This window comes from Nonomuraea corallina, from assembly GCF_027620315.1.
GTDB lineage: Bacteria > Actinomycetota > Actinomycetes > Streptosporangiales > Streptosporangiaceae > Nonomuraea > Nonomuraea corallina.
Genome location: NZ_JAPNNL010000058.1, coordinates 13,708 through 38,557 on the forward strand (window position 1 = coordinate 13,708; position 24,850 = coordinate 38,557).

Annotated in this window: 23 protein-coding genes; 15 read left to right on the forward strand and 8 right to left on the reverse strand. The window is 72.0% G+C overall.

Annotation, left to right across the window (positions count from 1 at the left end; genetic code table 11):
* Complete coding sequence (locus tag OUY22_RS16655; RefSeq protein ID WP_270155891.1) at positions 1-711, reverse strand: ABC transporter ATP-binding protein; 711 nt, start codon at positions 709-711, stop codon at positions 1-3.
* Entirely contained in the window at positions 708-1,466 is a 759-nt protein-coding gene (locus OUY22_RS16660) for an ABC transporter ATP-binding protein (protein WP_270155892.1), read from the reverse strand. Before OUY22_RS16660 ends, OUY22_RS16655 begins: the two co-directional genes overlap by 4 nt.
* 191 nt (positions 1,467-1,657) lie before the next feature.
* Between OUY22_RS16660 and OUY22_RS16665 the strand changes: the two genes are divergently transcribed.
* A complete protein-coding gene (locus OUY22_RS16665) occupies positions 1,658-3,052 on the forward strand; it encodes a PucR family transcriptional regulator (protein WP_270155893.1) in 1,395 nt (464 codons plus the stop codon).
* Positions 3,049-4,545: a long-chain-fatty-acid--CoA ligase gene (locus OUY22_RS16670; protein ID WP_270155894.1), complete on the forward strand. Its 1,497-nt coding sequence runs from the start codon at positions 3,049-3,051 to the stop codon at positions 4,543-4,545. The genes OUY22_RS16665 and OUY22_RS16670 overlap by 4 nt, the downstream gene beginning before the upstream one ends.
* On the opposite strand, the gene OUY22_RS16675 is transcribed toward OUY22_RS16670, so the two are convergent.
* Positions 4,546-5,184: a TetR family transcriptional regulator gene (locus OUY22_RS16675; RefSeq protein ID WP_270155896.1), complete on the reverse strand. Its 639-nt coding sequence runs from the start codon at positions 5,182-5,184 to the stop codon at positions 4,546-4,548.
* Between the two features lie 137 nt (positions 5,185-5,321).
* Between OUY22_RS16675 and OUY22_RS16680 the strand changes: the two genes are divergently transcribed.
* Genes OUY22_RS16680 through OUY22_RS16700 form a run of 5 tightly spaced genes read left to right on the forward strand, consistent with a single transcriptional unit; the run spans position 5,322 to position 11,966 of the window.
* Complete coding sequence (locus tag OUY22_RS16680; RefSeq protein WP_270155897.1) at positions 5,322-6,950, forward strand: ABC transporter substrate-binding protein; 1,629 nt, start codon at positions 5,322-5,324, stop codon at positions 6,948-6,950.
* Positions 6,947-7,888, forward strand: a complete 942-nt coding sequence (locus OUY22_RS16685; protein ID WP_270155898.1) for an ABC transporter permease — start codon at positions 6,947-6,949, stop codon at positions 7,886-7,888. The genes OUY22_RS16680 and OUY22_RS16685 overlap by 4 nt, the downstream gene beginning before the upstream one ends.
* The gene (locus OUY22_RS16690) at positions 7,881-9,764 is read left to right on the forward strand and encodes a dipeptide/oligopeptide/nickel ABC transporter permease/ATP-binding protein (protein ID WP_270155899.1); all 1,884 of its coding nucleotides are present in this window, start codon (positions 7,881-7,883) and stop codon (positions 9,762-9,764) included. Before OUY22_RS16685 ends, OUY22_RS16690 begins: the two co-directional genes overlap by 8 nt.
* Complete coding sequence (locus OUY22_RS16695; RefSeq protein WP_270155900.1) at positions 9,754-10,731, forward strand: ABC transporter ATP-binding protein; 978 nt, start codon at positions 9,754-9,756, stop codon at positions 10,729-10,731. Before OUY22_RS16690 ends, OUY22_RS16695 begins: the two co-directional genes overlap by 11 nt.
* An 11-nt stretch (positions 10,732-10,742) precedes the next feature.
* Positions 10,743-11,966 carry an acyl-CoA dehydrogenase family protein gene (locus OUY22_RS16700; RefSeq protein ID WP_270155901.1) on the forward strand — a complete coding sequence of 408 codons (1,224 nt, stop codon included), beginning with the start codon at positions 10,743-10,745 and terminating at the stop codon, positions 11,964-11,966.
* Positions 11,967-12,024: 58 nt separating this feature from the next.
* Here OUY22_RS16700 and OUY22_RS16705 read toward each other — a convergent pair whose 3' ends face one another.
* Positions 12,025-13,494 carry a hypothetical protein gene (locus OUY22_RS16705; RefSeq protein WP_270155902.1) on the reverse strand — a complete coding sequence of 490 codons (1,470 nt, stop codon included), beginning with the start codon at positions 13,492-13,494 and terminating at the stop codon, positions 12,025-12,027.
* A 355-nt stretch (positions 13,495-13,849) separates the two neighbouring features.
* Between OUY22_RS16705 and OUY22_RS16710 the strand changes: the two genes are divergently transcribed.
* Both OUY22_RS16710 and OUY22_RS16715 read left to right on the forward strand, forming a co-directional pair.
* On the forward strand, positions 13,850-14,380 hold the full coding sequence (locus OUY22_RS16710; protein WP_270155903.1) for an ATP-binding protein: 531 nt from the start codon (positions 13,850-13,852) through the stop codon (positions 14,378-14,380).
* A 496-nt stretch (positions 14,381-14,876) separates the two neighbouring features.
* Positions 14,877-15,017, forward strand: a complete 141-nt coding sequence (locus OUY22_RS16715; protein WP_270155904.1) for a hypothetical protein — start codon at positions 14,877-14,879, stop codon at positions 15,015-15,017.
* Here the strand turns inward: OUY22_RS16715 and OUY22_RS16720 are convergent.
* Positions 14,998-16,698, reverse strand: coding sequence for a hypothetical protein (locus OUY22_RS16720; protein ID WP_270155905.1), 1,701 nt, complete (start codon positions 16,696-16,698; stop codon positions 14,998-15,000). The two genes, OUY22_RS16715 and OUY22_RS16720, sit on opposite strands and share 20 nt — an antisense overlap.
* A 93-nt stretch (positions 16,699-16,791) precedes the next feature.
* Between OUY22_RS16720 and OUY22_RS16725 the strand changes: the two genes are divergently transcribed.
* From OUY22_RS16725 to OUY22_RS16750, 6 genes are all read left to right on the forward strand, one after another.
* On the forward strand, positions 16,792-17,202 hold the full coding sequence (locus OUY22_RS16725) for a nucleotide triphosphate diphosphatase NUDT15 (protein ID WP_270155906.1): 411 nt from the start codon (positions 16,792-16,794) through the stop codon (positions 17,200-17,202).
* Between the two features lie 59 nt (positions 17,203-17,261).
* Positions 17,262-17,942, forward strand: a complete 681-nt coding sequence (locus OUY22_RS16730) for a TolB-like translocation protein (protein ID WP_270155907.1) — start codon at positions 17,262-17,264, stop codon at positions 17,940-17,942.
* 32 nt (positions 17,943-17,974) lie between these two features.
* Entirely contained in the window at positions 17,975-18,505 is a 531-nt protein-coding gene (locus tag OUY22_RS16735; RefSeq protein WP_270155908.1) for a hypothetical protein, read from the forward strand.
* Between the two features lie 9 nt (positions 18,506-18,514).
* On the forward strand, positions 18,515-19,678 hold the full coding sequence (locus OUY22_RS16740) for a macrolide family glycosyltransferase (RefSeq protein ID WP_270155909.1): 1,164 nt from the start codon (positions 18,515-18,517) through the stop codon (positions 19,676-19,678).
* Between the two features lie 101 nt (positions 19,679-19,779).
* Positions 19,780-22,296: a glycoside hydrolase family 9 protein gene (locus tag OUY22_RS16745; protein ID WP_270155910.1), complete on the forward strand. Its 2,517-nt coding sequence runs from the start codon at positions 19,780-19,782 to the stop codon at positions 22,294-22,296.
* A 101-nt stretch (positions 22,297-22,397) separates the two neighbouring features.
* On the forward strand, positions 22,398-23,018 hold the full coding sequence (locus OUY22_RS16750) for a DUF998 domain-containing protein (protein ID WP_270155911.1): 621 nt from the start codon (positions 22,398-22,400) through the stop codon (positions 23,016-23,018).
* Here the strand turns inward: OUY22_RS16750 and OUY22_RS16755 are convergent.
* From OUY22_RS16755 to OUY22_RS16765, 3 genes are all read right to left on the reverse strand, one after another.
* Entirely contained in the window at positions 22,994-23,599 is a 606-nt protein-coding gene (locus OUY22_RS16755; RefSeq protein ID WP_270155912.1) for a hypothetical protein, read from the reverse strand. The two genes, OUY22_RS16750 and OUY22_RS16755, sit on opposite strands and share 25 nt — an antisense overlap.
* A complete protein-coding gene (locus tag OUY22_RS16760) occupies positions 23,596-24,342 on the reverse strand; it encodes a MerR family transcriptional regulator (protein ID WP_270155913.1) in 747 nt (248 codons plus the stop codon). The genes OUY22_RS16755 and OUY22_RS16760 overlap by 4 nt, the downstream gene beginning before the upstream one ends.
* A 33-nt stretch (positions 24,343-24,375) precedes the next feature.
* Positions 24,376-24,850 (reverse strand): class I SAM-dependent methyltransferase (locus tag OUY22_RS16765; RefSeq protein WP_270155914.1); only part of this gene is annotated, 475 nt, incomplete at its 5' end.

A 24,850-nucleotide genomic window follows, 5' to 3' on the forward strand; every position in this document is an offset into this window, starting at 1 on the left:
TCAGACCCGGTATCCGAGGTAGGACTGGGCGACCTGCTCGTCCTGCCGGATCTGCGCCGCCGTGCCCGACAGCACGATCCGCCCGGTTTCCAGGACGTGCGCCCGCTGGGCGACGCCCAGGGCGAGGTGGGCGTTCTGCTCGACGACGACCACGGTGGTGCGCTCCTGTTCGTTGATGGTCCGCACGATCCGGAACAGCTCCCGGGTGACCAGCGGGGCGAGGCCGAGCGACGGCTCGTCCAGAAGGAGCAGCCGGGGGCGCAGCATGAGCGCCCGGCCGAGGGCCAGCATCTGCTGCTCGCCGCCGCTGAGGCTGCCCGCCGCCTGCTTGAGCCGGGGCTTGAGGGCGGGGAAGTAGGTGTAGATGCGGTCGAGGTCCTGCTCCAGGCCGTCGCGCCGGGTGTAGGCGCCCAGGCGCAGGTTCTCCTCGACGGTGAGCGGCATGAACGTGCCCCGGCCCTCCGGCACGTGCGCGACGCCCATCCTGGCCAGCGCGTCGGGCGGGCGGCCGAGCAGCTCGACGCCGCCGAGCCGCACGCCGCCGCGCCCCTTGACCATGCCCGACAGCGCCCGCAGCAGGGTCGTCTTGCCCGCGCCGTTGGGGCCGAGGATGGCGCAGATCTCGCCCTCGCCCACGGTGAAGGTGACGTCGTGCAGCACCTGGGCGCCGCCGTACCCGGCGTCCAGCCCGGTGACCACCAACTCGCTCATACCGCCGTCCCCAGGTAGGCCTCGATGACGCCGGGGTCGCGCTGGACCTCCTCGGGCGGGCCTTCGGCGATCTTCTTGCCGAAGTCCAGGCACACGATCCGGTCGCAGGTGCCCATGACGAAGCCCATGTGGTGCTCGACCACCACGACGGTCAGGTCCAGGTCGTCGCGCAGGGCGCGCAGGGTGCCGGCGAACTCCTCGACCTCGGCCGAGTTGAGCCCGTTGACGGGCTCGTCCAGCAGCAGCAGGCGCGGCTGCGCGGCCAGCGCCCTGGCCAGCTCCACCCGCTTGAGCGTGCCGAACGGCAGCCCGGCCGCCGGGTGGTCGGCGACCGCCGACAGGCCCAGCCGCTCCAGCAGCGCGTCGGCCTCGGCGCGCAGCCGGCGTTCCTCGCCGCGCACGCCGGGCAGCCGCAGCGCCGCGGTCAGGAATCCGGCCCGGCCCCGGTGGTGCGCGCCGACCAGCACGTTGTCCCGTACGGAGACGCGCGGGAACAGGCCGAGGTTCTGGAAGGTGCGGGCGATGCCGAGCGCCGCGATGGCGTGCGGCGGCACGGCGAGCAGGTCCTCGCCCTCGTAGCGGACTTGCCCCGCGTCGGCCCGGTAGCGCCGGGTCAGGCAGTTGAACAGGGTGGTCTTGCCGGCGCCGTTCGGTCCGATCAAGCCCACCATCTCACCGTTCCGTACGGAGAACCCGACGCCGTCGAGCGCGGTGATGCCGCCGAACCGGACAGTGAGATCGTGTACTTCCAGCATCCGGCCTCCTGGGGCACAGCGAGCGGAAGAATGTTCTGCAGGTGGGGTCAGCGTAGGTTCGGGCCGTCTCCTGCCGCATTGGGCACGGCGACCCAACCTGCGCACCGAAGGTTGTCCACAGGACACAGCGACTGTCTCGGAGCGGTTACGAGCCGTTGACCTCCCCGCAACCGGCGGGGATCATCCCGGACATGTCCAGTGGTTCCGGCGGTCGCGCCGGCGCGGAAACGTTCACTGGTACGGAGCCGGTCCGGGCGCAGCGCGCGCGGATCCTCTCCGAACTGCTCTCCGACCTCGACCGGCTGGCCGGGACGGCGGTGGCGACGATGCGCGCCGAGATCCCCGCCTACGCCGCCCGGACCGAGGAGTTCCTGGCCGACGTGCGCGACCAGGTGGTGCGCCACTACCGGGGCAAGCTCGCCGTGCTGTTCGAGGACCGGACGGTGCGGCCGGAGGACATCGCCTACGTCCGCCAGGCGGCGATGCGCCGCGCCAGGGCCGGGGTGGCGCTGGCCGACTACATCAACGCCTTCCGGGTCGGCCAGCAGGTGTTCTGGGAGTCGGTGCTGGCCAGGGCGGGCCACACCTACGCGGGGCGCGAGGCGGCGCTGTCGCTGGCGGCCCCGCTCATGCGCTACTGCGACTTCGCCAGCACGCACGCCGCCAACGCCTATCTGGAATTCCAGCAGTACGCGGCCGCCGAGGCGGTGCGCGAGACCCGGGACCTGCTGGAGACGCTGCTGGCCGGGGCGACGCCGACGCGCGGGCCGCAGCTCGCCGCCGCGCAGGCGCACGGGCTCGGCCCGGACGTCCGCACGCCGCTGCTGGTGGTGGTCGCGGTCGTGCTCGACCCGCCCAGCGTGGTGCCGCGCGGGCCGGACCGGGGCGCCGACGCCCGGCACGCCGCGTGCGCGGCCCTGGCGCGGATGAACGCCGGCGGCGCCAGGACCGGCGGGCGCACGCTGTCGGTGGTGCGCCAGTCGGAGATCGTCGCCATCCCGGCGCTCGGCCAAGGCGGCGACCCGGAGGAGCTGTGCGACCGGCTGCAGGCGCTGCGGGAGTCGCTGCTGGCCGAAGGTATCGTGCTCGCGATGGGCATCAGCACCGTGGTCGCGGGCATCGCGCACCTCCCCCAGGCCTACCAGGAGGCGCGGGCGGTGATCGACTTCCTGCCGGAGGACGGCGGGGTGGCCGCGCTGCCGCGCATCACGCCGTTCCAGTATCTCGCGCTGGGCGCCGACGACACCGCCCGCAACCTCGTCGACCCGCGGATCACCTCGCTGCTGGACGAGGACCGGGCCAGGGGCGGCGTGCTGACCGCCACGATCCGGGCCTTCGCCGCCGCCGACCTCAACCTGCGCACCGCCGCCGAGCGGCTGCAGATCCACCCCAACACCGCCCAGTACCGGCTGCGCCGCATCCAGGAGCGCACCGGCAGGAGCCTGCGCCGCATCGACGACCTCGTCGAGTTGCTCGTCGCGATCGCGCTGCAGGACTCGCTGCCTCCCACCAATCCCGAGCGGAAAAGACTGGCCACCACGACCGATGAGGACCGGGGGACCTCCGGCGTACGGTCGTCCCCATGAACCTCGCCGACCGGCTCCACACCTGCGCCGAACGACTCGGCGACCGGGCGGTCATCACGCTGGACGACGCGGTGCTCAGCTACCGGGCGCTCGACCTGCTGTCCGCGCGGGTGGCGACGCTGCTGCGCGGGCGCGGCATCGGGATCGGCGACCGGGTGGCGGTCATGCTGCCGAACGTGCCGGAGTTCGCCGTGGTCTACTACGGGGTGCTGCGCCTGGGCGCCGTCGTGGTGCCGCTCGACCCGCTGCTGCGCAGGCGCGAGATCGCCGCGTACGTGAGCGACTGCGGGCCGCGGCTGCTGATCGCCTGGCACGCCTTCGCCGAGACCGCCGAGGCCGGCGCCGCCGCCACCGGCACCGACTGCTTCTTCGTGGTGCCGGACGAGTTCCGCCGCCTGCTGCGCGGGCTGCCCGCCGACCCGGAGGTCGTCGCGCGGGACGACGACGACACCGCGGTGATCCACTACACCGCCGGCACCACGGGCCGGGCCAAGGGCATCGAGCTGACCCACGGCAACCTGGGCGGCAACGCCGCGATCGTGGCCCGCATGCACGCGCTCGGCGTGGACGACGTGGTGCTCGGCGCGCTGCCGCTCTACCACTCCTTCGGCCAGACGTGCTCGCTCAACGCGACCGTGCACGCCGGGGCGCGGCTCACGCTCATGAGCCGCTTCGACGCGGGCCGGGCGCTGGAGGTGATCCGCCGCGACGGGGTGACGGTCTTCCAGGGCGTGCCGACCATGTACATCGCGCTGCTCGACCATCCGGGCGCCTCCGACCTGTCGCTGCTGCGCATCTGCGTCTCCGGCGGCGCCCCGCTGCCGCTGGACGTGCTGCGCGCCTTCGAGGAGCGCTTCGGCTGCGCGATCGTCGAGGGGTACGGGCTCAGCGAGACCTCCGCGGTGGCCGCCACCAACCGGGGCGGCGACGGCCGCCGGGCCGGCTCGATCGGCTGGCCGGTGCGCGGCATCGAGATGCGGGTGGTCGGCGAGGACGGCCGCCAGGTGCCGTGCGGCGAGGTCGGCGAGATCGTGGTGCGCGGCCCGAACGTGATGAAGGGCTACTGGAACAATCCGGCCGCCACCGCCGAGGCGATCAAGGACGGCTGGTTCCACACCGGCGACCTGGGGCGGGTGGACGAGGACGGGTTCTTCTTCCTCGTGGACCGGCGGCGTGACGTGATCCTGCGCGGCGGCTACACGGTCTACCCGCGCGAGGTGGAGGAGGTGCTCTACGAGCATCCGGCGGTGCGGCAGGCCGCCGTCATCGGGGTGCCGCACCCGGAGCTGGGCGAGGAGATCGCCGCCGTGGTGGCGCTGCGGGAGCCGGTCGGCGCGGACGAGCTGCGCGCCTTCGTCAGGGAGCGGGTGGCGGCGTACAAGTATCCCCGGCATGTCGCGATCGTCGGCGAGCTCCCGGTGAGCCCGACCGGCAAGATCCTCAAACGCGCGATCACGCTCCCGCAGGCCGGCGCCGATCGCGGCCTGGTCTGATCAGGAGCCCGGCTGGGTGGAGCGCAGCCACCGCAGGGCGCCTCTCGACAGCGCGACCAGCACGTCCACGGCCTCCTCCAGCTCGGGGTAGCGGCCTTCCAGGTGGCCGAGCGCCAGGGCGTTGGTGGCCGCGTTGATGCCTTCGGCGATCATCTCCAGGCGGCGGCGGTCGCGCTCGTTGTCGGCGGTGTAGCCGAGGGCGGCCAGGTCGGCCGCGTGGTGGTCGCGGTAGGCCTTGGCGCTCTCCAGCGCGAAGTCGCGCAGCGGCGAGGACGGGTCGTGGCGGGCGCGCAACTGCAGGCGCAGCAGCTCGGGATGCCGGGAGATGGCCTCCAGCGGGATGCGGAAGGTGTCGCGGTGGCTCTCCAGCTCGGTGGGGGCCTCGCGAGCCTGGCGGCGGGCCTCGCGCATGGCCCGGCGCAGGCGCTCGCCACCCTCGTCGCCCAGAGCGCGCAACAGGTCCTGCTTGTCCCTGAAGTGGACGTAGAAGCTGGACTGCGCGATGCCGGCGGCCTTGGCGACCTTGACCGTGGTCAGGCCCGCCTCGCCCTCCTCGTCGAGGATCCGCAGCGCGGCCCTGATGAGCCTGCGCCTGGTCAGATCCTTGGCCTCACTCCTGGTGAGCGGTGTGTTGGTCACGGGCACCTCTCTCGTCCACCGATAACTCTAGTGTGGTCGCTCCCCCGGTAACGATCGTGCTCTGGCGCTTGTGCGGATTTTCACCGATAGTACTATCGGTGAAATTGCTCTCGGGGGGATGTCCGGGAGGAGGCGTGATGAAACGCTGGAAGACGCCGTTGGCGCTCGCGCTGGCGGTTATGACGTTGGTGGCGTGCAGCGGTGAGCGGCCCACCGCCGAACCGGCCGGTGAGGCGCCGGCGGACTCGTCGTCGCCCAAGGCGGGCGGACGGCTGGTGTACGGGCTGAGCGCCGACGCCAACGGGCTCAACCCGGTGACCGACCAGTTCGCGGCGCAGAGCTACAGCATGGTCACCACCATCATCGAACCCCTGGTGAGCGTGGACGCCGCCGGCGACTGGAAGCCGTACCTGGCCGAATCGCTCACCCCCAACGACGCCTACGACGAATGGGCGATCAAGGTCAGGGAGGGCATCTCCTTCCACGACGGCATCGCGCTGACCGGCGACATCGTCAAGGCCAACCTGGAGGCGCAGAAGGCGTCGCCGCTCAACACGGCCGTCTTCCAGCCGCTCGACTCGGTCGAGCTCACCGACCCGATGACCGTCACGGTCAAGCTCAAGCAGCCCTGGGTCGCCTTCCCCTACTACCTGGCCGCCCAGGTCGGCATGATCGTGCCGCCCTCGTCGCTGACCGACCCCCGCACCGCCAGCCTCAAACCGGTCGGCACCGGCCCGTTCATGTTCAAGGAGTACGTCCCGGACAGCCGGATGGTGGTGACCAAGAACCCCCGCTACTGGCGCGAGGGCCTGCCGTACCTGGACGAGGTCGAGTTCCGCATCCTGCCCGACAGCCAGACCCGGGCCCAGACGCTGGAGGCCGGCGGCATCGACGCCATGGGCACCACCCGCGACGAGGACATCACCAAGTACGGCGGGCAGAAGGACGCCTACGCCGTGTACCGGACGCAGGGCATGCCCGTGCCGGAGTACACGTTCATGCTCAACACCGCCGTCCCGCCGCTCGACGACGTCCGGGTGCGCCGCGCCCTCGCCCACGCCACCGACCGCGCCGCCGTCGTCTCCACCCTGCGCGGCGGGCTGACGGAGCCGGCCGACGGGCCGTGGCCCAAGGACTCCAAGTGGTACTCCGACCAGGGCGGCTACCCCGACTACGACCTGGCCAAGGCCACCGCCCTGGTGAAGGAGGTGGAGGCGGAGAAGGGCCCGATCAAGTTCGAGGTGATCTCCACCCCCGACCCCAACACCATGCAGGGCGTCGAACTGGCCCAGGACATGTGGCGCAAGGCCGGCATCGACGTGACGATCAAGCAGGCGGACCAGCCCGACCTGATCAACCGCGCGGTCGTCGGCAACTACCAGGCCACGGTGTGGACCGCGTTCTCCTCCTCCGACCCCGACGGCGAGTACATCTGGCTGCACCAGGCCTACGCCCAGCCCGTCGGCAACGTCTCGCTCAACTTCACCCGGTTCAAGGACGAGCGGCTCAGCAAGGCGCTCGACGCCGGCCGGATGTCCCCCGACGAGGCGACCCGCAAGAAGGCGTACGCCACCGTCCAGGAGCGGCTGCGCGACCAGGTGCCGTACGTCTTCCTCGACCACCTCACCACCGGGGCCATCATCACCAGGGCCAAGGTCCGCGGCATCGGCGAGCAACTGCTGCCCGACGGGGAGAAGGGCCTGCCGCTGACCGGCTCGCCCATCCCGTACCACCCGTTCTCCCAGATCTGGGTCACCAAGCAGTGATCCTCGCCGTCAACCGGCTCATCCGGCTCATGGTCGTGCTGCTGGTGGTGACGTTCCTGTCGTACCTGCTGCTCAACTTCCTGCCGGGTGACCCCGTCACGCAGATCCTCGGCATCTCGGCCACGGAGGAGGCCCGCGCGCAGCTCCGCGCCGACATGGGGCTCGACCAGCCGCTGATGGTCCGCTACGCCGACTGGCTGGGCGGCCTGCTCACCGGCGACTGGGGCACCTCCTACATCTCCCGGGTGCCGGTCGCCGACGAGCTGATCGAGCGGCTGCCCGTCACGCTGGAGCTGCTCGTCGCCGCGCAGCTCGTGGCGCTCGGCCTGGCGATCCCGGTGGGCGTGGCCGCCGCCCGCCGGGCCGGCGGCGCCCTCGACCAGGCGCTCACCGCGATGAGCTTCGCGCTGCTGTCGACGCCGGTGTTCGTGCTCGGCGTGCTGCTCATCCTGGTCTTCGCCGTCACCTGGCAGATCGTGCCCGCCACCGGGTGGACGCCCATCTCGGTGGACCTGGGCTGGAACCTCACCTCGGTGCTGCTGCCCGCCGTCACGCTCGGCTGCGGGCAGCTCGCCGTCTACGCCCGGCTCCTGCGCGCCGACCTGATCGCGACCCTCCAGGAGGACTACATCACGCTGGCCAGGGCGCGCGGCCTGTCGCCGCGCCGCATCCTGTGGCGGCACGCGCTGCGGCCCTCCGCGATCTCGCTGATCACCGCCGTGGGACTCAACCTCGGCGCCCTCATCGGCGGCACGGTGATCATCGAAACGCTCTTCGGGCTGCCCGGCATCGGGCGGCTCATCGTCGACTCCATCTTCTCCCGCGACTATCTGACCGTGCAGGGAGGCGTCGTGCTGATCTCGGTCGGCTACGTACTGGTCAACTTCCTGGTGGACGTCGTGTACGCGGTCGTCGACCCGAGGATCCGTCGTGCGTAGGCGCCTGGGACCGGGATTCTGGCTCGCGACCGCCTGGATCGGGCTGATCGTGGCCGCCGCCGCGCTGGCCGACCTGCTGCCCATCGCCGGCTACGACGACACGCTGGTCGGCCCGCCCCGGTCGGCGCCCAGCGCCGAGCACCCGTTCGGCACCGACGGTCTCGGCCGCGACGTGTTCAGCCGCGTCGTGCACGGCGCCCGCGTCTCCCTCGGCGTGGGCATCGGCGCGGTGGTGCTGGGCCTGGGCCTCGGCGCGCCGCTCGGCATCCTGGCCGGATACCGCAAGGGCCTCGCCGACTCGGTGATCATGGCGGCCAACGACATCGCGCTGGCCTTCCCCTCGCTGGTGTTCGCGCTGGCCGTGGTGGCGTTCGCCGGGGCCAGCCTGCGCAACGTGCTCATCGTGCTCGGCGTGCTGGGCATCCCCGCCTGGGTCCGGCTGATCCGCGGCACCACGCTCGCCTTCGCCGAGCGGGAGTTCGTGCTCGCCGCCCGGGTGCTCGGCGTACGGGACCGGCGCATCCTGTGGCGGGAGATCATGCCGAACGTGGCGGTCCCGGCCGCCTCCTACGCCTTCATCGGGATGGCCGTGGTCATCGTGGCCGAGGGCAGCCTGGCCTTCCTCGGCCTGTCGGTGCAGGCGCCCACGCCGACCTGGGGCGGGCTCATCAACGAGGGCCGCACGCTGATGGAGGACGCCCCGCACGTGGTGCTGGCGCCGTCGATCGTCATGTTCCTCACCGTGCTCGCGTTCAACCTGGTCGGCGACCGGCTGCGGGCGCTGACCGACGTACGGCAGAGCGGGCTGGAGCCGGCCCGGCAGGCCGCGCCGCTGCCCGCGGGCCCCGCGCCGCGCCCCGTCACCGGCGCCCTGCTCCAGGTCGAGGACCTGCGCACGCACATCCACACGCCGCGCGGCACCGTCAAGGCGGTCGACGGGGTGTCCTTCACCCTGGAGCGCGGCAGGACCCTGGCGATCGTGGGCGAGTCCGGGTCCGGCAAGTCGATGCTGATCCGTACCATCCTCGGCCTGCTGCCCGCCACCGAGGTGTCCCGGGGCGGGCACGTCCACCTCGAAGGCGACGACCTGACGGCGTTCACGCCCGAGGAGATGCGCCAGGTGCTCGGCCGCCGGCTCGGCACCGTCTTCCAGGACCCGATGACCGCGCTCAACCCGGTGCGCACCATCGGCACCCAGGTGACCGAGCCGCTCCGGGTGCACCTGGGCATGAACCGCCGGCAGGCCCGTCAGGAGGCCGAGCGGCTGCTCGCCTCGGTCGGCATCCCCGACCCGGCCCGCATGCTGCGCCGCTACCCGCACCAGCTCTCCGGCGGGATGCGCCAGCGGGTCACGATCGCCATGGCGCTGTCCTGCGGCCCCGACGTGCTCTTCGCCGACGAGCCCACCACCGCGCTCGACGTCACCATCCAGGACCAGGTGCTCCGCCTCATCCACCGGCTGCGCGAGGAACGCGACATGGCCGTGGTGCTGGTCAGCCACGACCTGTCGGTGGTGCGGCAGTGGGCCGACGAGGTGATCGTCATGTACGCGGGCAAGGTCGTCGAACGCGGCCCCGCGGAGCAGGTCTTCACCCGGCCCCGGATGCCGTACACCGAGGCCCTGCTCCAGGCGGCGCCCCGGCTCACCGACCCGTCCCACCACCGGCTGCGCGTCATCCCCGGCCGCCCGCCGGACCTGTCCGACGTGCCGCCGGGCTGCCCGTTCCGGCCGCGCTGCGCGTACGCCCAGGACCGGTGCGCCGAGGAGGCCCCGCCGCTGCTCGCGGAGGCCGGCGACCACCACTACGCCTGCTGGCACCCGACCGGCACGGCCGTCAGCGACACACCAGAGGGAGCCGAGACGCATGGCCGGTAGCGGGACGGCGCACCTGCGCCCGCGTGACGAGGTGCTGCTTCAGGTCGAGAATCTGTACGTGGAGTTCCCCGCCGGACGCGGCCGCACGGTCAGAGCGGTCTCCGGCGTGAGCTTCGACCTGGCCAGAGGCGAGACGCTGGGCATCGTCGGCGAGTCCGGGTGCGGCAAGTCGAGCACCGCCAAGGCGCTCGTCCAGCTCCCCCGCCCACGGGCCGGGGCAGTGCGGCTGGACGGGCTCGACCTGACCACGCTGCGCGGCGAGGCGCTGCGCCGGGTCAGGCGGCGGCTGCAGATGATCTTCCAGGACCCGATCTCGTCGCTGAACCCGCGCCGCCGCGTCCGGGAGATCGTCGAGGAGGGCCCGCTGGTGTGGGGGTCCGGCACCGGCAAGGTGGACGAGGTCCTGGAGGCCGTCGGCCTGGACCCGGCGACGGCCGCGGTGCGGCGGCCGCACGAGTTCTCCGGCGGGCAGTGCCAGCGCGTCTCGATCGCGCGGGCGCTGGTGCTGGAGCCGGAGGTGGTGATCTGCGACGAGCCGGTGTCGGCGCTGGACGTGTCAGTGCAGGCGCAGATCCTCGCCCTGCTGGAGGACCTCAAGGAGCGCTACCGGCTGACGCTGGTGTTCATCGCGCACGACCTGGCCGTGGTGAAGAACATCAGCGACCGGATCATGGTGATGTACCTCGGCAAGACGTGCGAGCTGGCGCCCAGCGAGGAGCTCATCGCCCGCCCCGCCCACCCCTACACCAAGGCGCTGCTCGCCGCCATCCCCGGCAGCGGGCTCGACCTTCCCCCGGCGGACCGGCTCATCAGCGGCGAGCCGCCGTCGCCGGTCGACCCGCCGTCCGGCTGCCGCTTCCGTACCCGCTGCCCGCGCGCCGCCGAGCGGTGCGCGCGCGAGGAACCCGAGATCCGCCCGGTGAACGGCGGCGACCACTACGTCGCCTGCCACTTCCCCGACATCTAGGAGACCGTCTCATGGCCATCGACTTCACCCTCGCCCCTGAGCACGAGGAGATCCGCAAGAGGGTACGCGCCTTCATCCAGGAGGTCGTGATCCCCGCGAGCGAGGAGCTGAGCGAGCGCGACCGGGACGCCTACCTGCGCGGCATCTTCGCGCTGCGGGAGCAGGCCAAGGCCGCCGGGCTGTGGCTGCCGCACATGCCGAAGGAGTGGGGCGGCATGGGGCTGGGCCACGTCGAGCTGGCGATGGTGCAGTCGGAGGCGGCCAAGACCCGGCTCGGGCCATGGGTGCTCAACTGCCAGGCCCCCGACGAGGGCAACATGCACACGCTGCTGCACTGGGCGGACGACGAGCAGAAGGAGAAGTACCTCCGGCCGCTCCTGGAAGGCCGGCAGATGTCCTGCTTCGCCATGACCGAGCCGGAAGTGGCCGGCTCCGACCCCACCCTGATCCGCACCCGCGCGGTCAAGGACGGCGACGAGTGGGTGATCAACGGGCACAAGTGGTTCATCTCCAACGCCCGCAGGGCGAGCTTCGCCATCCTCATCGCCAGGACCGAGGACGACGTCCCCGAAGGCAGCCGGGGCGCCAACACGGCCTTCCTCATCGACCTGCCGCAGCAGGGCTGGAACGACGTGCGCGAGGTCGAGACCATGCACGGCTCGACCGGCCACAGCGAGATCGTCATCGAGGACCTGCGCGTCGCCGACAGCCAGATACTCGGCGGGCGCGGCAACGGCCACCGCCTCGGCCAGTACCGCCTCGGCCCGGCCCGGCTCGCCCACTGCATGCGCTGGATCTCCCAGGCGGAGACGGCCCTGGACATGATGGTCGACCGGGCGCTCAACCGCTACAGCCACGGCTCCCTGCTGGCCGAGAAGCAGGGCGTCCAGTGGCTCATCGCCGACTCGGCGATGGAGCTGTACCAGTGCAAGCTGATGGTGCTGCACGCCGCCTACAAGATCGACCGCGGCGAGGACTTCCGCACCGAGGTCTCGATGGCCAAGCACTTCGTCGCCAACAGCCTCAACCGCATCATCGACCGCGCCATCCAGGTCCACGGCGCCCTCGGCTACTCCACCGACACGCCGCTGGCCCACATGTTCCAGCACGCCCGCTGGGCCCGCTTCGCCGACGGCGCCGACGAGATCCACCAGATGCGCATCGCCGAACGCACCATCGCCGCCTACCAGGCCACCGGCTCCACCACCTCGGCCACGGGCGGGCTGCCCTTGTGAACCGATGGCCGCCGCCCACACTGCCGCCGGGCGGCGGCCATCATCAGATCCTGGACGACTACGAGCGCCCCGTCGGAGCGAGACCGCAGGATCGCAGGGACTCGTCCAACCGGCGGACGTACGTGGTGCTCGCCCACGGCTCCAGCCGGGCACGCGCCTGGCCGATCTCATCGGTCAGCCGTACTGAGCTGTGCTGCCTGGTGATGTAGGCGGCCTCGGTGAGCTTGACGGTGGACTCGGGAATCTCCTTGGCCTGCGCCAAGGCATGGGCGTATCGGGCCAGCATCATTCCACGGCTTCTCTTGAATTCCGGGTCTATCTCGGCCAGCTGGTGCTCGGCCGTCTTGATGATCTGGCCGGGCTGATTCAGACGAACCAGCAAAGAGGTCCTCCTGGCTTTCACCCACGCCGGCGAGACCCAGTACAGGAACTCGCGTTCGTTCTCCTTCGGCGCCCTTGCCGAGACAAGCGCGCTTTCATGCGCGCGGACACTCGCCGCCGCGTCGCCCTCGAAGGCATAGCCGAGCGAGAACAGGGATTGGTGCAGCGGGGCCAGTAGCTTGCTCGGAGACCGGGCGGCCCAGTTCCGCATGGCGTAGGCATGGTCGAAGACTGAGGTGATCCGGTCCTGGTCAGCGGCCACCCTGCCGAGCCAGTAGTGCATGCAGGCGATCAGTGTGGGATCGCCGAGGTCAAGCGCCGAGCGCAAGGCGTTGTGCAGAGGCCGCTCGGCTGCCGCGTAATCGCGCAGGTCATAGGTGAGGAAGCCGGCCAGCTGTGACAGTTGCGCATACGTACCAAGGAGCCTGTCGCGCAGGGTCGGCAGCATCGACTCGCGGGCGAGAAGCTTTCCGACCGCCATCCGCTGCCCGTGGATGACGGGCAGGAGGGCCGCGGGCCCGGATACGTCGTCGGCCCGTCGCGCATGCAACGTCATCTTCTCGAAGGTCCGTACCGTGGCCTCGTCCGTCCGCCAGGTGTCGCGCAGCACCCCGGCCAGGCGTTCCTCTTCGTCCGGGCCAAGTATCCGCAGCAGGTCGAGTGCCTGGCTTCCGCCGAACGCCAGAGCCAGTTCGAAGAGTAGTGCCCGTCGCTTCACGTCGGCCTCCTCTACGTCGATGGCACGCAGCAGGCGCACACACGCCGCCGTGTCCACTGCCGTCTTGCCCCCAGAGGTGGCCTCCGCATCCGTCTTTGGAGTGACACGACTGTCCCGCTTGGGCGGTGTGGGCTGGTTGGCGTCCAGATGACGGAAGTCCGCGCCGTCGATCAGGGCACGATCGGCAGTCTCGTACGAACCCACGACCTCGTCAGACAGCAGCCTTCGGGCCGTGGTCTGGTAGATCTCGGCCAGCACGGCCAGCAGACGGGCGGGCGGACGGCGGCCCGCTTCCGGCCACCCCTCATAGTCGTACAGTCGCGACTCGCGTAGAGCGGCCGTACCCGCCGGGTCAGCGTCGTTGACCATGGACACGACGTCGGCGGCCGTGCGGCCGTGCGCGAATCGATGGAGCCGCAACGGGCTCACCTGGTGAGTGAGAGCGAGCACATCCGCGATCTGATCCCAGGTGAAACCCTTCGCTCGCAGGTGCTGACTCCACGAGCGAGCTCGGAGCAGTATTCGGTAGCCTTCTCCGGACATCCCGACCACCTCCACATTGTGCACGCATCGTAAAGCAATGGTCACCTAGCGTGCTAGCGGCCGGGTGGCCGCCCCTGGCCACGGCGGGGCACCGATCACGAATCCCGCAGCTACTTCGCAGGTCAGCGCCGATGTTGGCTGGGGTGGTGCCGGAGGGTGCGGTGGTAGTCCACGCGGCACACGCCATCGGGCAGCGTAGTGGCGACCAGCCGAATCCTTATGCGTTCATGGAGAGATCACCATGCCCGACATCACCACATCGGCCGTCGCGCCAACTCGTCTGCGCATTCCACGGCAACGCGGGCAGGCCCCGGGCACCAGCCCGTCCGGGCCGATCCTCCGCGAGCACATCGACGCGATGATCGACCTTCACCCCGGCGGCCTGACCTGGAGACGCACCTTCCCCGGCACCCTCGACCACATTCCACACGCCCGCCACTTCACCCGCTATCTTCTGGCGGACTCCGACCACCGGCACGACGCCGAACTGATCGCCGGCGAACTCTCCGCGAACGCGGTACGACACACCGCCAGCGGCCGGCCTCACGGCACCTTCATCGTCGAGATCAACCGTACGACGACCACGATCACCATCGCGGTCTACGACTGCGGCTGGGGCGGCGTTCCCCGCTTCGGCAGGCTCTTCGGGATCGACGCGGAGTACGGCCGAGGACTGACCATCGTCGCCGCGCTCGCCGACCAGGTCGGATACGAAGGCGCGGAGGAGGTAGGTCACCGAGTGTGGGCGCGGATGGTCCAGCCCAGCGGCTGAGACGAGGACATGCCAGCCCATCTCCTCTCCTGGAGGTGACGGCCATCTCATCACCTCACACTCTCTTCCTCGACCGCCGCCTGCGCCGTGGGACATCCCAGGCCGCGCCGGATTCGGGTACCGGTTGTGTGTTCTGAGGTCACGGCCCGGGAACGAGGTTGTCCGATCACTCTCAGTAAGGCACACTGCAAAGGCCGCACCCCGGGTGGGTGCCGGAAGTGAGGCCGGCCTTCCGATGGAATCGGGCGTCCGGCCTTTGTGGTCGTCGATGTGTACTGCCACCACAGCGGCAAAGGGCAGCGGCATGGTGCCAGGACAGGGTGGCGAGTGTGGACGCGTACCTGGGCCTGGATCGACGCCGTAAGGAAGCGGATGGTAGGCGCGGATGCCAGGGGAATCCCGGAAGACGTCACGGCGGCGATTCAGGAGCGTATCGGCAGAGGCGAGTTCTCCGCCTTCACCGCCGCCGCAGTCGAGCGAGGTACGCGGCCAGATCATGGACGACTACCTGGCCGACTACGAGCGCCGCAAGGGGCCGCTTCCGGAGCAGGAGCAGGACCGGGCACGCCAGATCTTCGACGGGGTGTTCGCGGACCACGCAGGGACGGCTGACCGGGTCATGGGCGGTGGTCGATGACGTGGTCGCCGCGGCCCGGGTAGGACATGATGAGCAGCCGGTAAGCACCCTCTTCCTCCCCCTTCCCGGGGATCCGGCTCAGGTGGACGCGGATCCGGTAGTGGCCTTTGCCGTGGGCGGCGAGGTCGGGGAGCAGGGCGCTGCCCAGCCCGTCGTGGAGGACGATGCTGCCGTCCGGGCTGTGGTAGCCGACCTCGACCACGCGTGCCCAGCCCTTGGTCTCCATCGGCGGGCGCCGGTCGTACGTTTCGACGGTGACGCAGGAGCGGAGTGAGGTGCTGGCGAAGACGATGAGATGGCCGGGGGCCGAGGCGACCAGGTCTTTCTCGTGCGCGCGGTCCATCAGGTCGTCTTCGAAGGGGTCCGTCTCGGCTCCCTCTTCGTACGCCTGGAGGGGCAGTTCCGGCCAGATAGGACTTTTCACCACCGTCGCCTTCACCGGCTTGATCAGGGGGCGGTGGCGGGGCACCTTGGCGCATACGCGCTGCTCCGCCGCCACCCAGGCCAGCAACTCGCGCTGCTCGGCCTCGGCCGCCGCCTTCAGCGTGGCGGCGGCGCGAGGGCAGATGCCCGCCAGGAGGGTCGCCAGGTCCGCCGGGTCGAGGCCGTCGCTTGCGCGGAGTCCTGCCAGCTCGCGCTGGTCTGCCCGGGTGTAGGCGCCGCACAGGCGGTGCCCGTAGACGATCAGCCTGCCGTCCGGCATGCCCTGCGCGAACGACGGTTTTCCTGACGTGCGCACCTCGCACACGAACGTCAGCTCACCGGTGAGCGGCGGAGCCGAGGCGTCCCACCGCCGGTCTTCCTCCGCCCGCTCGCAGGCTCGTGCCGTGGTGACGGGGCCGGGCGCGTGGTCCGAGACCGGGACGAGGACGAGCACCGCGACCGTGACCGCACCGGCGAACGCCGACCGCCACGGCCCGCGCGGGCCGGGCCCGCGTCCGGGTGCCGGTTCCTCCGGCCGGCTCCCGAGTTCGTGCGCGGTACGGGCGAGCCATACCAACCCGAGCACCTCGAGCGCCTGGTTACCGATCGAGAACCAGTAGTAGGCGGCAAGGCCGTCCGGGACGTGGATGGAAGCGACCACGGGCAGGAAGAATTCCGCCGCCGACGCCGCTCCCGACCACACTGTGACCCGGCTCCACCGGCCGTCCCGCTCCTGGGCGGCCAGCGTCAGCACCATCCAGACGAGCCACGGCAACCCGAACAGCTGGAGTGGGCCGACGTCCGCGAGCCAGACGACCGGACCGCACACCCCCGCCACCAGCGCGGCCGTCCGCAGCACCGTGGAGGCCCGGTCGAGCACCCGGTAGAACACCACCACCAGAGCCACCAGCAGGGCGTCCTCCAGGAGGTCGACCCACCACGGTGAAGGCACGAACGCGAGGACCAGCGACGCGTACAGGACGACCCGCAGGAGACGAGCGTCCCTGGACGACTCCGCCTTTCCCCTCATGGACCGTCCGCGCAGGATCTGCCACAGCCCCCAGCCCTGCAACACCCCGAGTGCCACCACCGGCAGCACCGTCGCCCACCCGACAGAACCGCCGCCGAGCACGCCGGTGAGGGTCCAGAGATAGCCGGCCTCATCGGTTACCACGGCGACAGCCCCCGACACGACGACCGCGACGACGAATCCCCCGGCCACCACGGCGGCGACCCGGCCGAACCTGTAGCGGCGCATCGGTCCACTCCTCGCAAGCTCCGGGGGCAGGGGGCGCCCAACCCTAGCGAAGATCAAGTCCTACACTGGCGCGGGCGCCGTAAGGGAGGTCGGGTGGGGATCATCGGGGTGGGGGTCGTACTGACGGACCCGCAGGGGCGGATCCTGCTGGGCGAGCGGATCAAGGCCGGTGAGGAGCCGTCCTGGTGCCTGCCGGGCGGCGCGGTGGAGCCGGGCGAGACCTTCGAGGCGGCCGCCGTACGCGAGTTGCAGGAGGAGACCGGCATCGGGGACGCCGGCCCGCCCCGAGTCATGGCCGTAACAGTCGACCACCCCGGCGGGACGGTACGGGTGACGGCGGCGGTGGCCGTGACCTTGGGGGACACCATGCCGCTCGTGACGGAGCCGCGGGTGTTCCGGTCGTGGGAGTGGTTCCCACCGGACGGGCTGCCGGCGCCGCTCTTCCCCGCGACGGCTCACGTCCTCGGCCGGACGGCGGCCCCGCGATACGAAGTCGCGGGGTGAAGGGCTTCGCTCCCGACGCGCTTGTCTAAGGAGTGATCCACAAGGGGGACATCGATGCTGTGACGATCGACCTGATCGACCGTGAGACCGGCCGCACGCACGCCGTCGAGATGCCCGCGCCGGTGAGCTCGCCCGAGTGGTCGGCGGACGGCCGCACCCTGCTGCTCACCGCCTTCGAGAAGCACCGCCGCGGCGAGTACACGATCATCGGTTTCGTCACGCTGAACCCGCACGACCGCGTCCCCCGCCTGGTCAAGGCCGGGCCGCGGCACCGGGTGCGCGACTGGGGCGTCGGCCGCGACCACCGCTTCTCCTTCGCAGGCCCCGGGCGGGTGATGGCCCGGCACGACGACAGGGGCGGGGTCGCCGTCTACGGGATGGACGGCGAGCGGCGCCGCCTCTACAAGGGCGTGGGCGCGTTCGACGAGTGGGCGGCCGTGACGGTCGCCTCCCCCTCGGGCCGCCTGTTCGCGACCACGTCCGGCCGAGCCGGCGGCCGGCGGCTCGCGATCGTCGACGCGCGCTCCGGTAAGGTCGTGCGCCGCGTCGGCGCCATCACGTCCTTCGCCGGCTGGTACGACGAGCGGCATGTCATCGTCAAGCGGGTCCACGGCGACACGGCGGTCTTCCAGCGCGTCGCCCTGTCCGGCGGAGCCACCGTGGACCTCATCAAGGAGAAGCTCGTCGCCGGGGCCGCCGAATACGAGCCGCATCTCGAACGGGTCACCTTCGTCCGCTGAACCGATCTCGCCCACCGTACGTTCCGGAAAGCATGATGATCCGAATTCTGGCCGTGCTCTCGCTGGTCGCCGGGTTCCTCGTGGGTGGTGAGGGCACGGCGCGAGCCTGTAAGTGCGTGGCGCGCGAGCCGGCCGAGCGGGTGCGCGACGCGGACGCCGTCCTCGCCGCGACCGCCACGCGGGTACGGGTGGACGAGCCGATGCTGGACGGTGGCCGGCTGACGGCGACGCTGCGGGCCGACCGCGTCTTCAAGGGTCCGGCGCGGGCCGAGTTCGAGGTGGTCAGCAGGGCGGACGGGGCCGCCTGCGGGTTCGCGTTCACGGAGGGGACGCGCTATTTGGTGTTCGCCCGCGCGGGGGACGAGGGGCTGAGCACGTCGCTCTGCTCGGGCAACGAGGTGCTGGAGCCGGATGGCGGCGTGCCGTCCCTTCTGGCGGCCGGGTCCGCTCCGCGGGTGTCGCAGCCCCCGGAGCCCGCGCTGTCGATCGCGGTCGCCGTGCTGGCCTCCATCGCGGTGGTGGCCGTGGCGATCTGGGCGTCGGCGCAGTCGCCCCGTCAATAGGATCATCGGATGCGCAGCGCTCACATCGCGATGGTCGGCATCCCCGCCATCAGTCATGTCCTGCCCGGCATCGGAGTGATCCGGGAGCTGGTGGCGCGCGGGCACCGGGTGACCTACGCCAACGACCCGGTCGTGGCCGAGGTGATCGCCGACGCGGGAGCCGAGCTGGTTCCGTACACGTCCACGCTGCCCGTCGCCGACCATGACTGGCCGGACGACCCGATCGCAGCCATGCGGATCTTCCTGGAGGACAACATCCAGCTGCTGCCGCAGTTGGAGGCCGCGTACGGCGCGGAGCCGGCCGACCTCTACCTGTACGACATCGGCGGGTACGCGGCGCGGGCGCTGGCCGAGCGGCAGGGCCGGCCGGTCGTGCAGCTCTCCCCCGCGATGGTCGGCTGGGACGGCTACGACGAGGAGGTGGCGGTGCACCTGCGGAAGCTGCCCGGCGCGGACGCCTACCGGGCGCGGTTCGCCGAGTGGCTGGCCGGCAACGGCGCCACCACGACCGACGTGGACGCCTTCTCCACCCGGCCGGCCCGGTGCCTGGCGCTCATTCCCCGGGCGATGCAGCCGCACGCCGATCGGGTGGACGACAGGGTGACGTTCGTGGGGCCGTGCGAGAGGCCAGGACCGGGCTGGGAGCGCCCGGCCGGGGCGGAGAACGTGCTGCTGATCTCGCTCGGCTCCGCCTACACCCGGCAGCCGGAGTTCTACCGGCGGTGCCTGGCGGCGTTCGGCGACCTGCCCGGCTGGCACGTCGTGATGCAGATCGGCAGGCACACCGACCCCGCCGAGCTGGGCCGGATCCCGGGCAACGTGGAGGTCCACTCCTGGGTGCCGCAGCCGGCGATCCTGGAGCGGGCGGACGCGTTCGTCACCCACGCGGGCATGGGCGGCTGCGGCGAGGGGCTGGTGGCCGGGGTACCGATGATCGCGGTGCCGCAGGCGGCCGACCAGTTCATGAACGCCGACCGGCTGGTGGAGCTGGGGGTGGCCCGCCGGATCGACACGGCCGGGGCGACGCCCGACGCGCTCAGGAGCGCCCTGCTGGAGCTGACCGCCGATCCGGAGGTGGCCGAGCGGCTCGGGCGGCTGCGAGCCGGGTCCCGCGCGGAGGGCGGCGCGGTCCGGGCGGCCGAGCTCATCGAGGCGGAGCTGGGCCGCGGCTGAAAGTTTCATCGCCGACCAGGGCCGATGCCGCCGCCCGTTGACGGGGCGGCGCGGCCACCGGAGGATCCTGGGAGCGCTCCCAACGCACCTTCGAGGATCTCATGACCCGACGCCTGGCCACGGCACTGGCCCTGCTCACCGCGTTCGCCCTCGTCCCCGCCATCCCGGCGCACGCCGCCGCCGACGAGGGGCCGGAACAGATCGTCAACGGCTCCTTCGACGACGGCACCGCCTCCTGGTGGGGCACCGGCAACATCACGCTCGCCGTCGACGACGGCCGGCTCTGCGTGGACGTCCCCGGCGGCACCGCCAACCCGTGGGACGTCATCATCGGACAGGACAACCTGCCGCTGGTCGAGGGCGAGACGTACGCGTTCTCGTTCTACGCCTCGGCCACCCCGGCCAAGGTCGGCAGGGCGCTGGTCCAGCTCCCGGTCGATCCGTGGACGCAGTACCTGTCGGCCGCCCCGGCGCTGAGCGTGTCCGGCGACGTCCACCGGTACACCTTCACCGCCCCCGTCTCGCTGCCGAACGCCCAGGTCGCCTTCCAGGTGGGCGGCAGCGCCGAACCCTGGAGGCTCTGCGTGGACGACGTGTCGCTGCGCGGCGGCGCGGAGCCGGACGAGTACGAGCCGGACACCGGCCCCCGGGTGCGCGTCAACATGGTCGGCTACCTGACCGACGGCCCCAAGAACGCGACCGTGGTCACCGAGGCGGCCGAGCCGGTGACGTGGGAGCTGAAGAACGCGACGGGCCGTACCGTCGCGCGCGGCAAGAGCACCCCGCGCGGCCTGGACGACAGTTCCGGGCAGCGGGTGCACAGCATCGACTTCGGCGCCTACCGCAAGGCCGGCGCCGGCTACACGCTCAGCGCGGACGGCGAGACCAGCCGCCCGTTCGACATCGCCGCCGACCTGTATGACGAGATGCGGGTGGACGCGCTGAAGTTCTACTACACCCAGCGCAGTGGCATCGAGATCCGCGACGACCTGCGGCCCGGCTACGGCCGCCCCGCCGGCCACGTCGGCGTGGCCCCGAACCAGGGCGACACCAGCGTCCCCTGCCAGCCCGGCGTGTGCGACTACTCGCTCGACGTCAGCGGCGGCTGGTACGACGCGGGCGATCACGGCAAGTACGTGGTCAACGGCGGCATCTCCGTCCACCAGCTCATGAGCGTGTACGAGCGCGACAGGTCCGCCTTCACCGACGGGCAGCTGAACATCCCGGAGAGCGGCAACGGCGTCCCCGACGTGCTGGACGAGGCCCGATGGGAGCAGGAGTTCCTGCTGAGCATGGAGGTCCCGCAGGGCGAGGCGCTGGCCGGCATGGCGCACCACAAGATCCATGACCGGCAGTGGACCGGGCTGCCGCTGATGCCGCACCTGGACCCGCAGCCGCGCGAGCTGCACCCGCCGTCCACGGCCGCCACCCTCAACCTCGCGGCGACCGCCGCCCAGGCCGCCCGCGTGTTCGCCCCGTACGACGCCGCGTTCGCCGCGCGCAACCTGGCCGCGGCCCGCCGGGCGTGGGCGGCGGCCGTGGCCAACCCCGACCGCCTGGCCGACCCGAACGACGGCATCGGCGGCGGCGCCTACCCCGACTCCGACGTCAGCGACGAGTTCTACTGGGCGGCGGCCGAGCTGTTCATCACCACCGGGGAGAAGCGGTTCGCCGACTTCGTGCTGGCCTCGCCGCACCACACCGGCGACATCTGGCGCGAGCGCGGCTTCGACTGGGGCAACACCGCCCAGCTCGGCCGCCTGCAGCTGGCCACGGTGCCGAACGCGATCCGCGACCGCGAGCGGGTACGCCGCTCGGTGCTGGAAGGCGCGGACAAGTATCTCGCCACCCAGCGGGAGCACCCGTACGGGCTGCCGTACGCCCCGCCTGACTACGACTGGGGCTCCAACAACCTGGTGCTGAACAACATGGTGGTGATGGCCGTCGCCTACGACCTGAGCGGCAAGGAGAAGTACCGCGCCGGGGTGCGCGAGGGCATGGACTACATCCTCGGCCGCAACGCGCTCAACCAGTCGTACGTGACCGGCTACGGCGAGGTGTCGTCCCAGAACCAGCACAGCCGATGGTACGCCCGCCAGCTCGACCCGTCGCTGCCCAATCCGCCGCGCGGCACGCTGTCCGGCGGACCGAACTCGGCCATCCAGGACCCGGTCGCCCAGCGGCTGCTCCAGGGCTGCGCGCCGCAGTTCTGCTACGTCGACCACATCGAGTCCTGGTCCACGAACGAGCTGACCATCAACTGGAACGCCCCGCTGGCCTGGATCTCGACGTTCCTGGCCGACCGGTCCGGGCACACCGGCTGCGACGTCCGCTACACGGCGCGCGGCGACCGGAGCTTCACGGCGGAGGTCACCGTGCGCAACGCCGGCGGCAAGTCGCTCGACGGCTGGACGCTGCGCTGGTCGTTCCCCGGCGCGCAGCGCGTCCGGAACTCCTGGGGGGCGGCCGTCGCCCAGGACGGGCCGGTGGTGACGGCGAAGAGCGACCGGCGGCTGCGGCCCGGCGGCACGGCCGTGTTCGGGTTCGCCGCCACCGCGCCCGCGGGCCCGAACCCGGCGCCGGAGGTGTTCCACCTGAACGGGGACCGCTGCCGGTAACGGCAGCCCCACGCGGATCCGGTCTGGTCGGCATAGAGTCGATCCATGCCTCCAGACCGGGCCGGACGAGCGGCGCTGACGACCTCTTTGACAGGGCCGGCATGACGGCGCTCCTGTGGCTGGGGGCGCTCGGCTCGTGGCTGTTCGTCGTCACGTTCACGCTGGACGGCTGGACCCGGCCGGGATACCGGCCGGTCCGGCATCCGGTGAGCGCACTGGCGCTCGGCCCCCGCGGCTGGGTGCAGGGGGCCAACTTCCTCGTGTGCGGCCTGGCGATCACGGCGGGCGCGGTCGCCCTGGGGGGCGCGCTCGGCAGCGTGCCGCTCGCCGCCGCGATCGCGCTGTTCGGGCTCGCGCTGGTCGCCTCGGGCGTGTTCCCCATGGACCCGATGCGGGGCTATCCGCCAGGGACGCCCGACACCACCCCGGAGGCGGTGTCGACGCGGCACAGGCTGCACGACTGGGCCGGGGCGCTCGTCTTCGGCCTGCTGCCCATCTGCGCGCTCATCGCGGTGTTCGTCCTGCCCGACGCCGGATGGAAGTGGTACTCGGCCGTGACGGCGACCGCCCTGGGCGCCGGCTTCGTCGCCTTCAGCCAGGCGTGGGAGCACGACCATCCGAGAAGCGGGCTCGTGCAGCGCGCCACGATCGTCGTGGGCTGGGTCTGGCTGGGGCTGGTCTTCGCCTACGCGGCCGGTCAGGCCGCCGGCTCCGCGGCCTGACGCATCAGGGCCACCAGCGGGCCCGGCTCGTCGGCGAAGAACCGCACCGTGGTGACCGCCGCCTCGGCGCCCAGCGGCCGGACCGCGGTGACCGGCTCCGACAGTTCCACCACCACGTTCACCTGCGAGGCCACCGCCACGGTCAGCCGTTCGCCGTCGACCGTGACCAGGCCCGACTCGTTGTAGGCGCGCACCGTGCGCACCGAGGCGACCAGCTCGCGCGGGATGCGCAGGTCGAAGAAGGCCCCGTACCGGATCCGCAGCTCGCGGTCGGTGACGACGTGCGGCCGGGTGACGCAGGCGGCCACCACCGCGAACCCGAACAGCAGCCCGTACAGGTCGAGCACCAGGATCGGCACGCGGATCGCGGCGGGTACGTCGAAGGCGCGCAGCACCACCTCCACGACCACGGCCTCGCCGCCCACCACGACCAGGAGCAGGATCATGGTCGCCGACTGGGCCCGGGAGTAGGAGGCGGCCAGCGCGCGGGGCGGCACGCCGTCCCGGCGGCGGGTGACCCACAGCACCAGGCTCGCCATGCCCTTCGCGTCGAACCCCATGATGCGGCGCAGCGCTCTCACGTTCTCTCCCTCACCAGGTCGACCATCAGCCGGAACACCTCGGCCTGCGCGGGTGTCAGCTCCTCCAGCAGGGCGTCGAACCAGGGCCCGCCCGACGGCAGGTGCCCGACGAGCTGGCGCACCAGCTCGTCGGGCAGGTGCGCGGCGGCGTCGGCGGCCAGCTCGCGGACCCGCGGATCGTCCGGCCGGGCGTCGCCGAGCTCGTCCAGCCGCCGGTAGAGCTCCTGGCTCCGGTCGCGCATGCCGGGTCCGGCGAGCGGCCGCATCAGCTCGACGATCTCGTCGCGGTCGCCGGGTCCGGCGGTCGTGTCCATGAGCGTGAGCATCTCCCGGTCCATCTCGGCGGCCCTCGACCCCCGCACGGTCAGGTCGCGCAGCACCGCCGCCATGCCGGGGGACACGGCCGAGTCGGGCCGCAGTTCGTCCTCCTCCAGCAGCGCGGCCAGCCGGGCCCGCCGCGCCGCGAGGGCCTCCTGCTGCCTGGCGAGGTCGGCGTCCAGCTCCAGGAGCACCTCGCGCAGGTCCCTGCCCCGGTCGTCGGCGAGCACGTCGCGGACCTCGTCCAGCGACAGCCCCAGCTCCGCCAGCCGGCGCACCCGCGCGAGCAGCACGGCGTCGCGCAGCCGGTACTCGCGGTAACCGCCGGCCGTCCGCGCCGGCTCGGGCAGCAGCCCGAGACGGTGGTAGTGCCGCACGGTCCGGGTGGAGACCCCGACCAGCGCGGCGAGTTCGCCGATCCGCATGCCTCCATGAGACACGTTGACGCTACGTCAAGGTCAACCGAACGCGGCGAGCGTGTAGACCGGGTCGGGGCCGGGGCGGTCCTGGCCGGGCAGCGCGGCGAGCCGCCGGTCGAGGCCCGCCAGCGCCTCCGGGCCGGCCTTCGCGGCCCAGTGACGCCCGCCCTCGGCCAGCAGCTCGCGCCAGCGCCGGGGGCTGCGGCCCTGCCCGTGCCCCGTGAACGCGGCCCTCCCCCGCTCCGCGAGCCCGGTGAGGGCGGCCACGCGGCCCGGCGCGTCCCCCGGCGGGGACAGGTGAGCCTCCCGTACGGGAGAGATCAGCGCGGCGGCCGGGTCGCCGCCGACGTAGGCGGCCGCGTCCTTGTCCACGGTGGTGATGAGTGTCCCGCCCGGCCGCAGCACCCGCGCGGCCTCGCGCAGCGCGGCGGCGGACGTCGCCGCGTCCAGCAGGTGCAGCAGCCAGATCATGACGACCACGTCGGCGCCGCGGTCGGGCAGCGGCAGCCGGGCC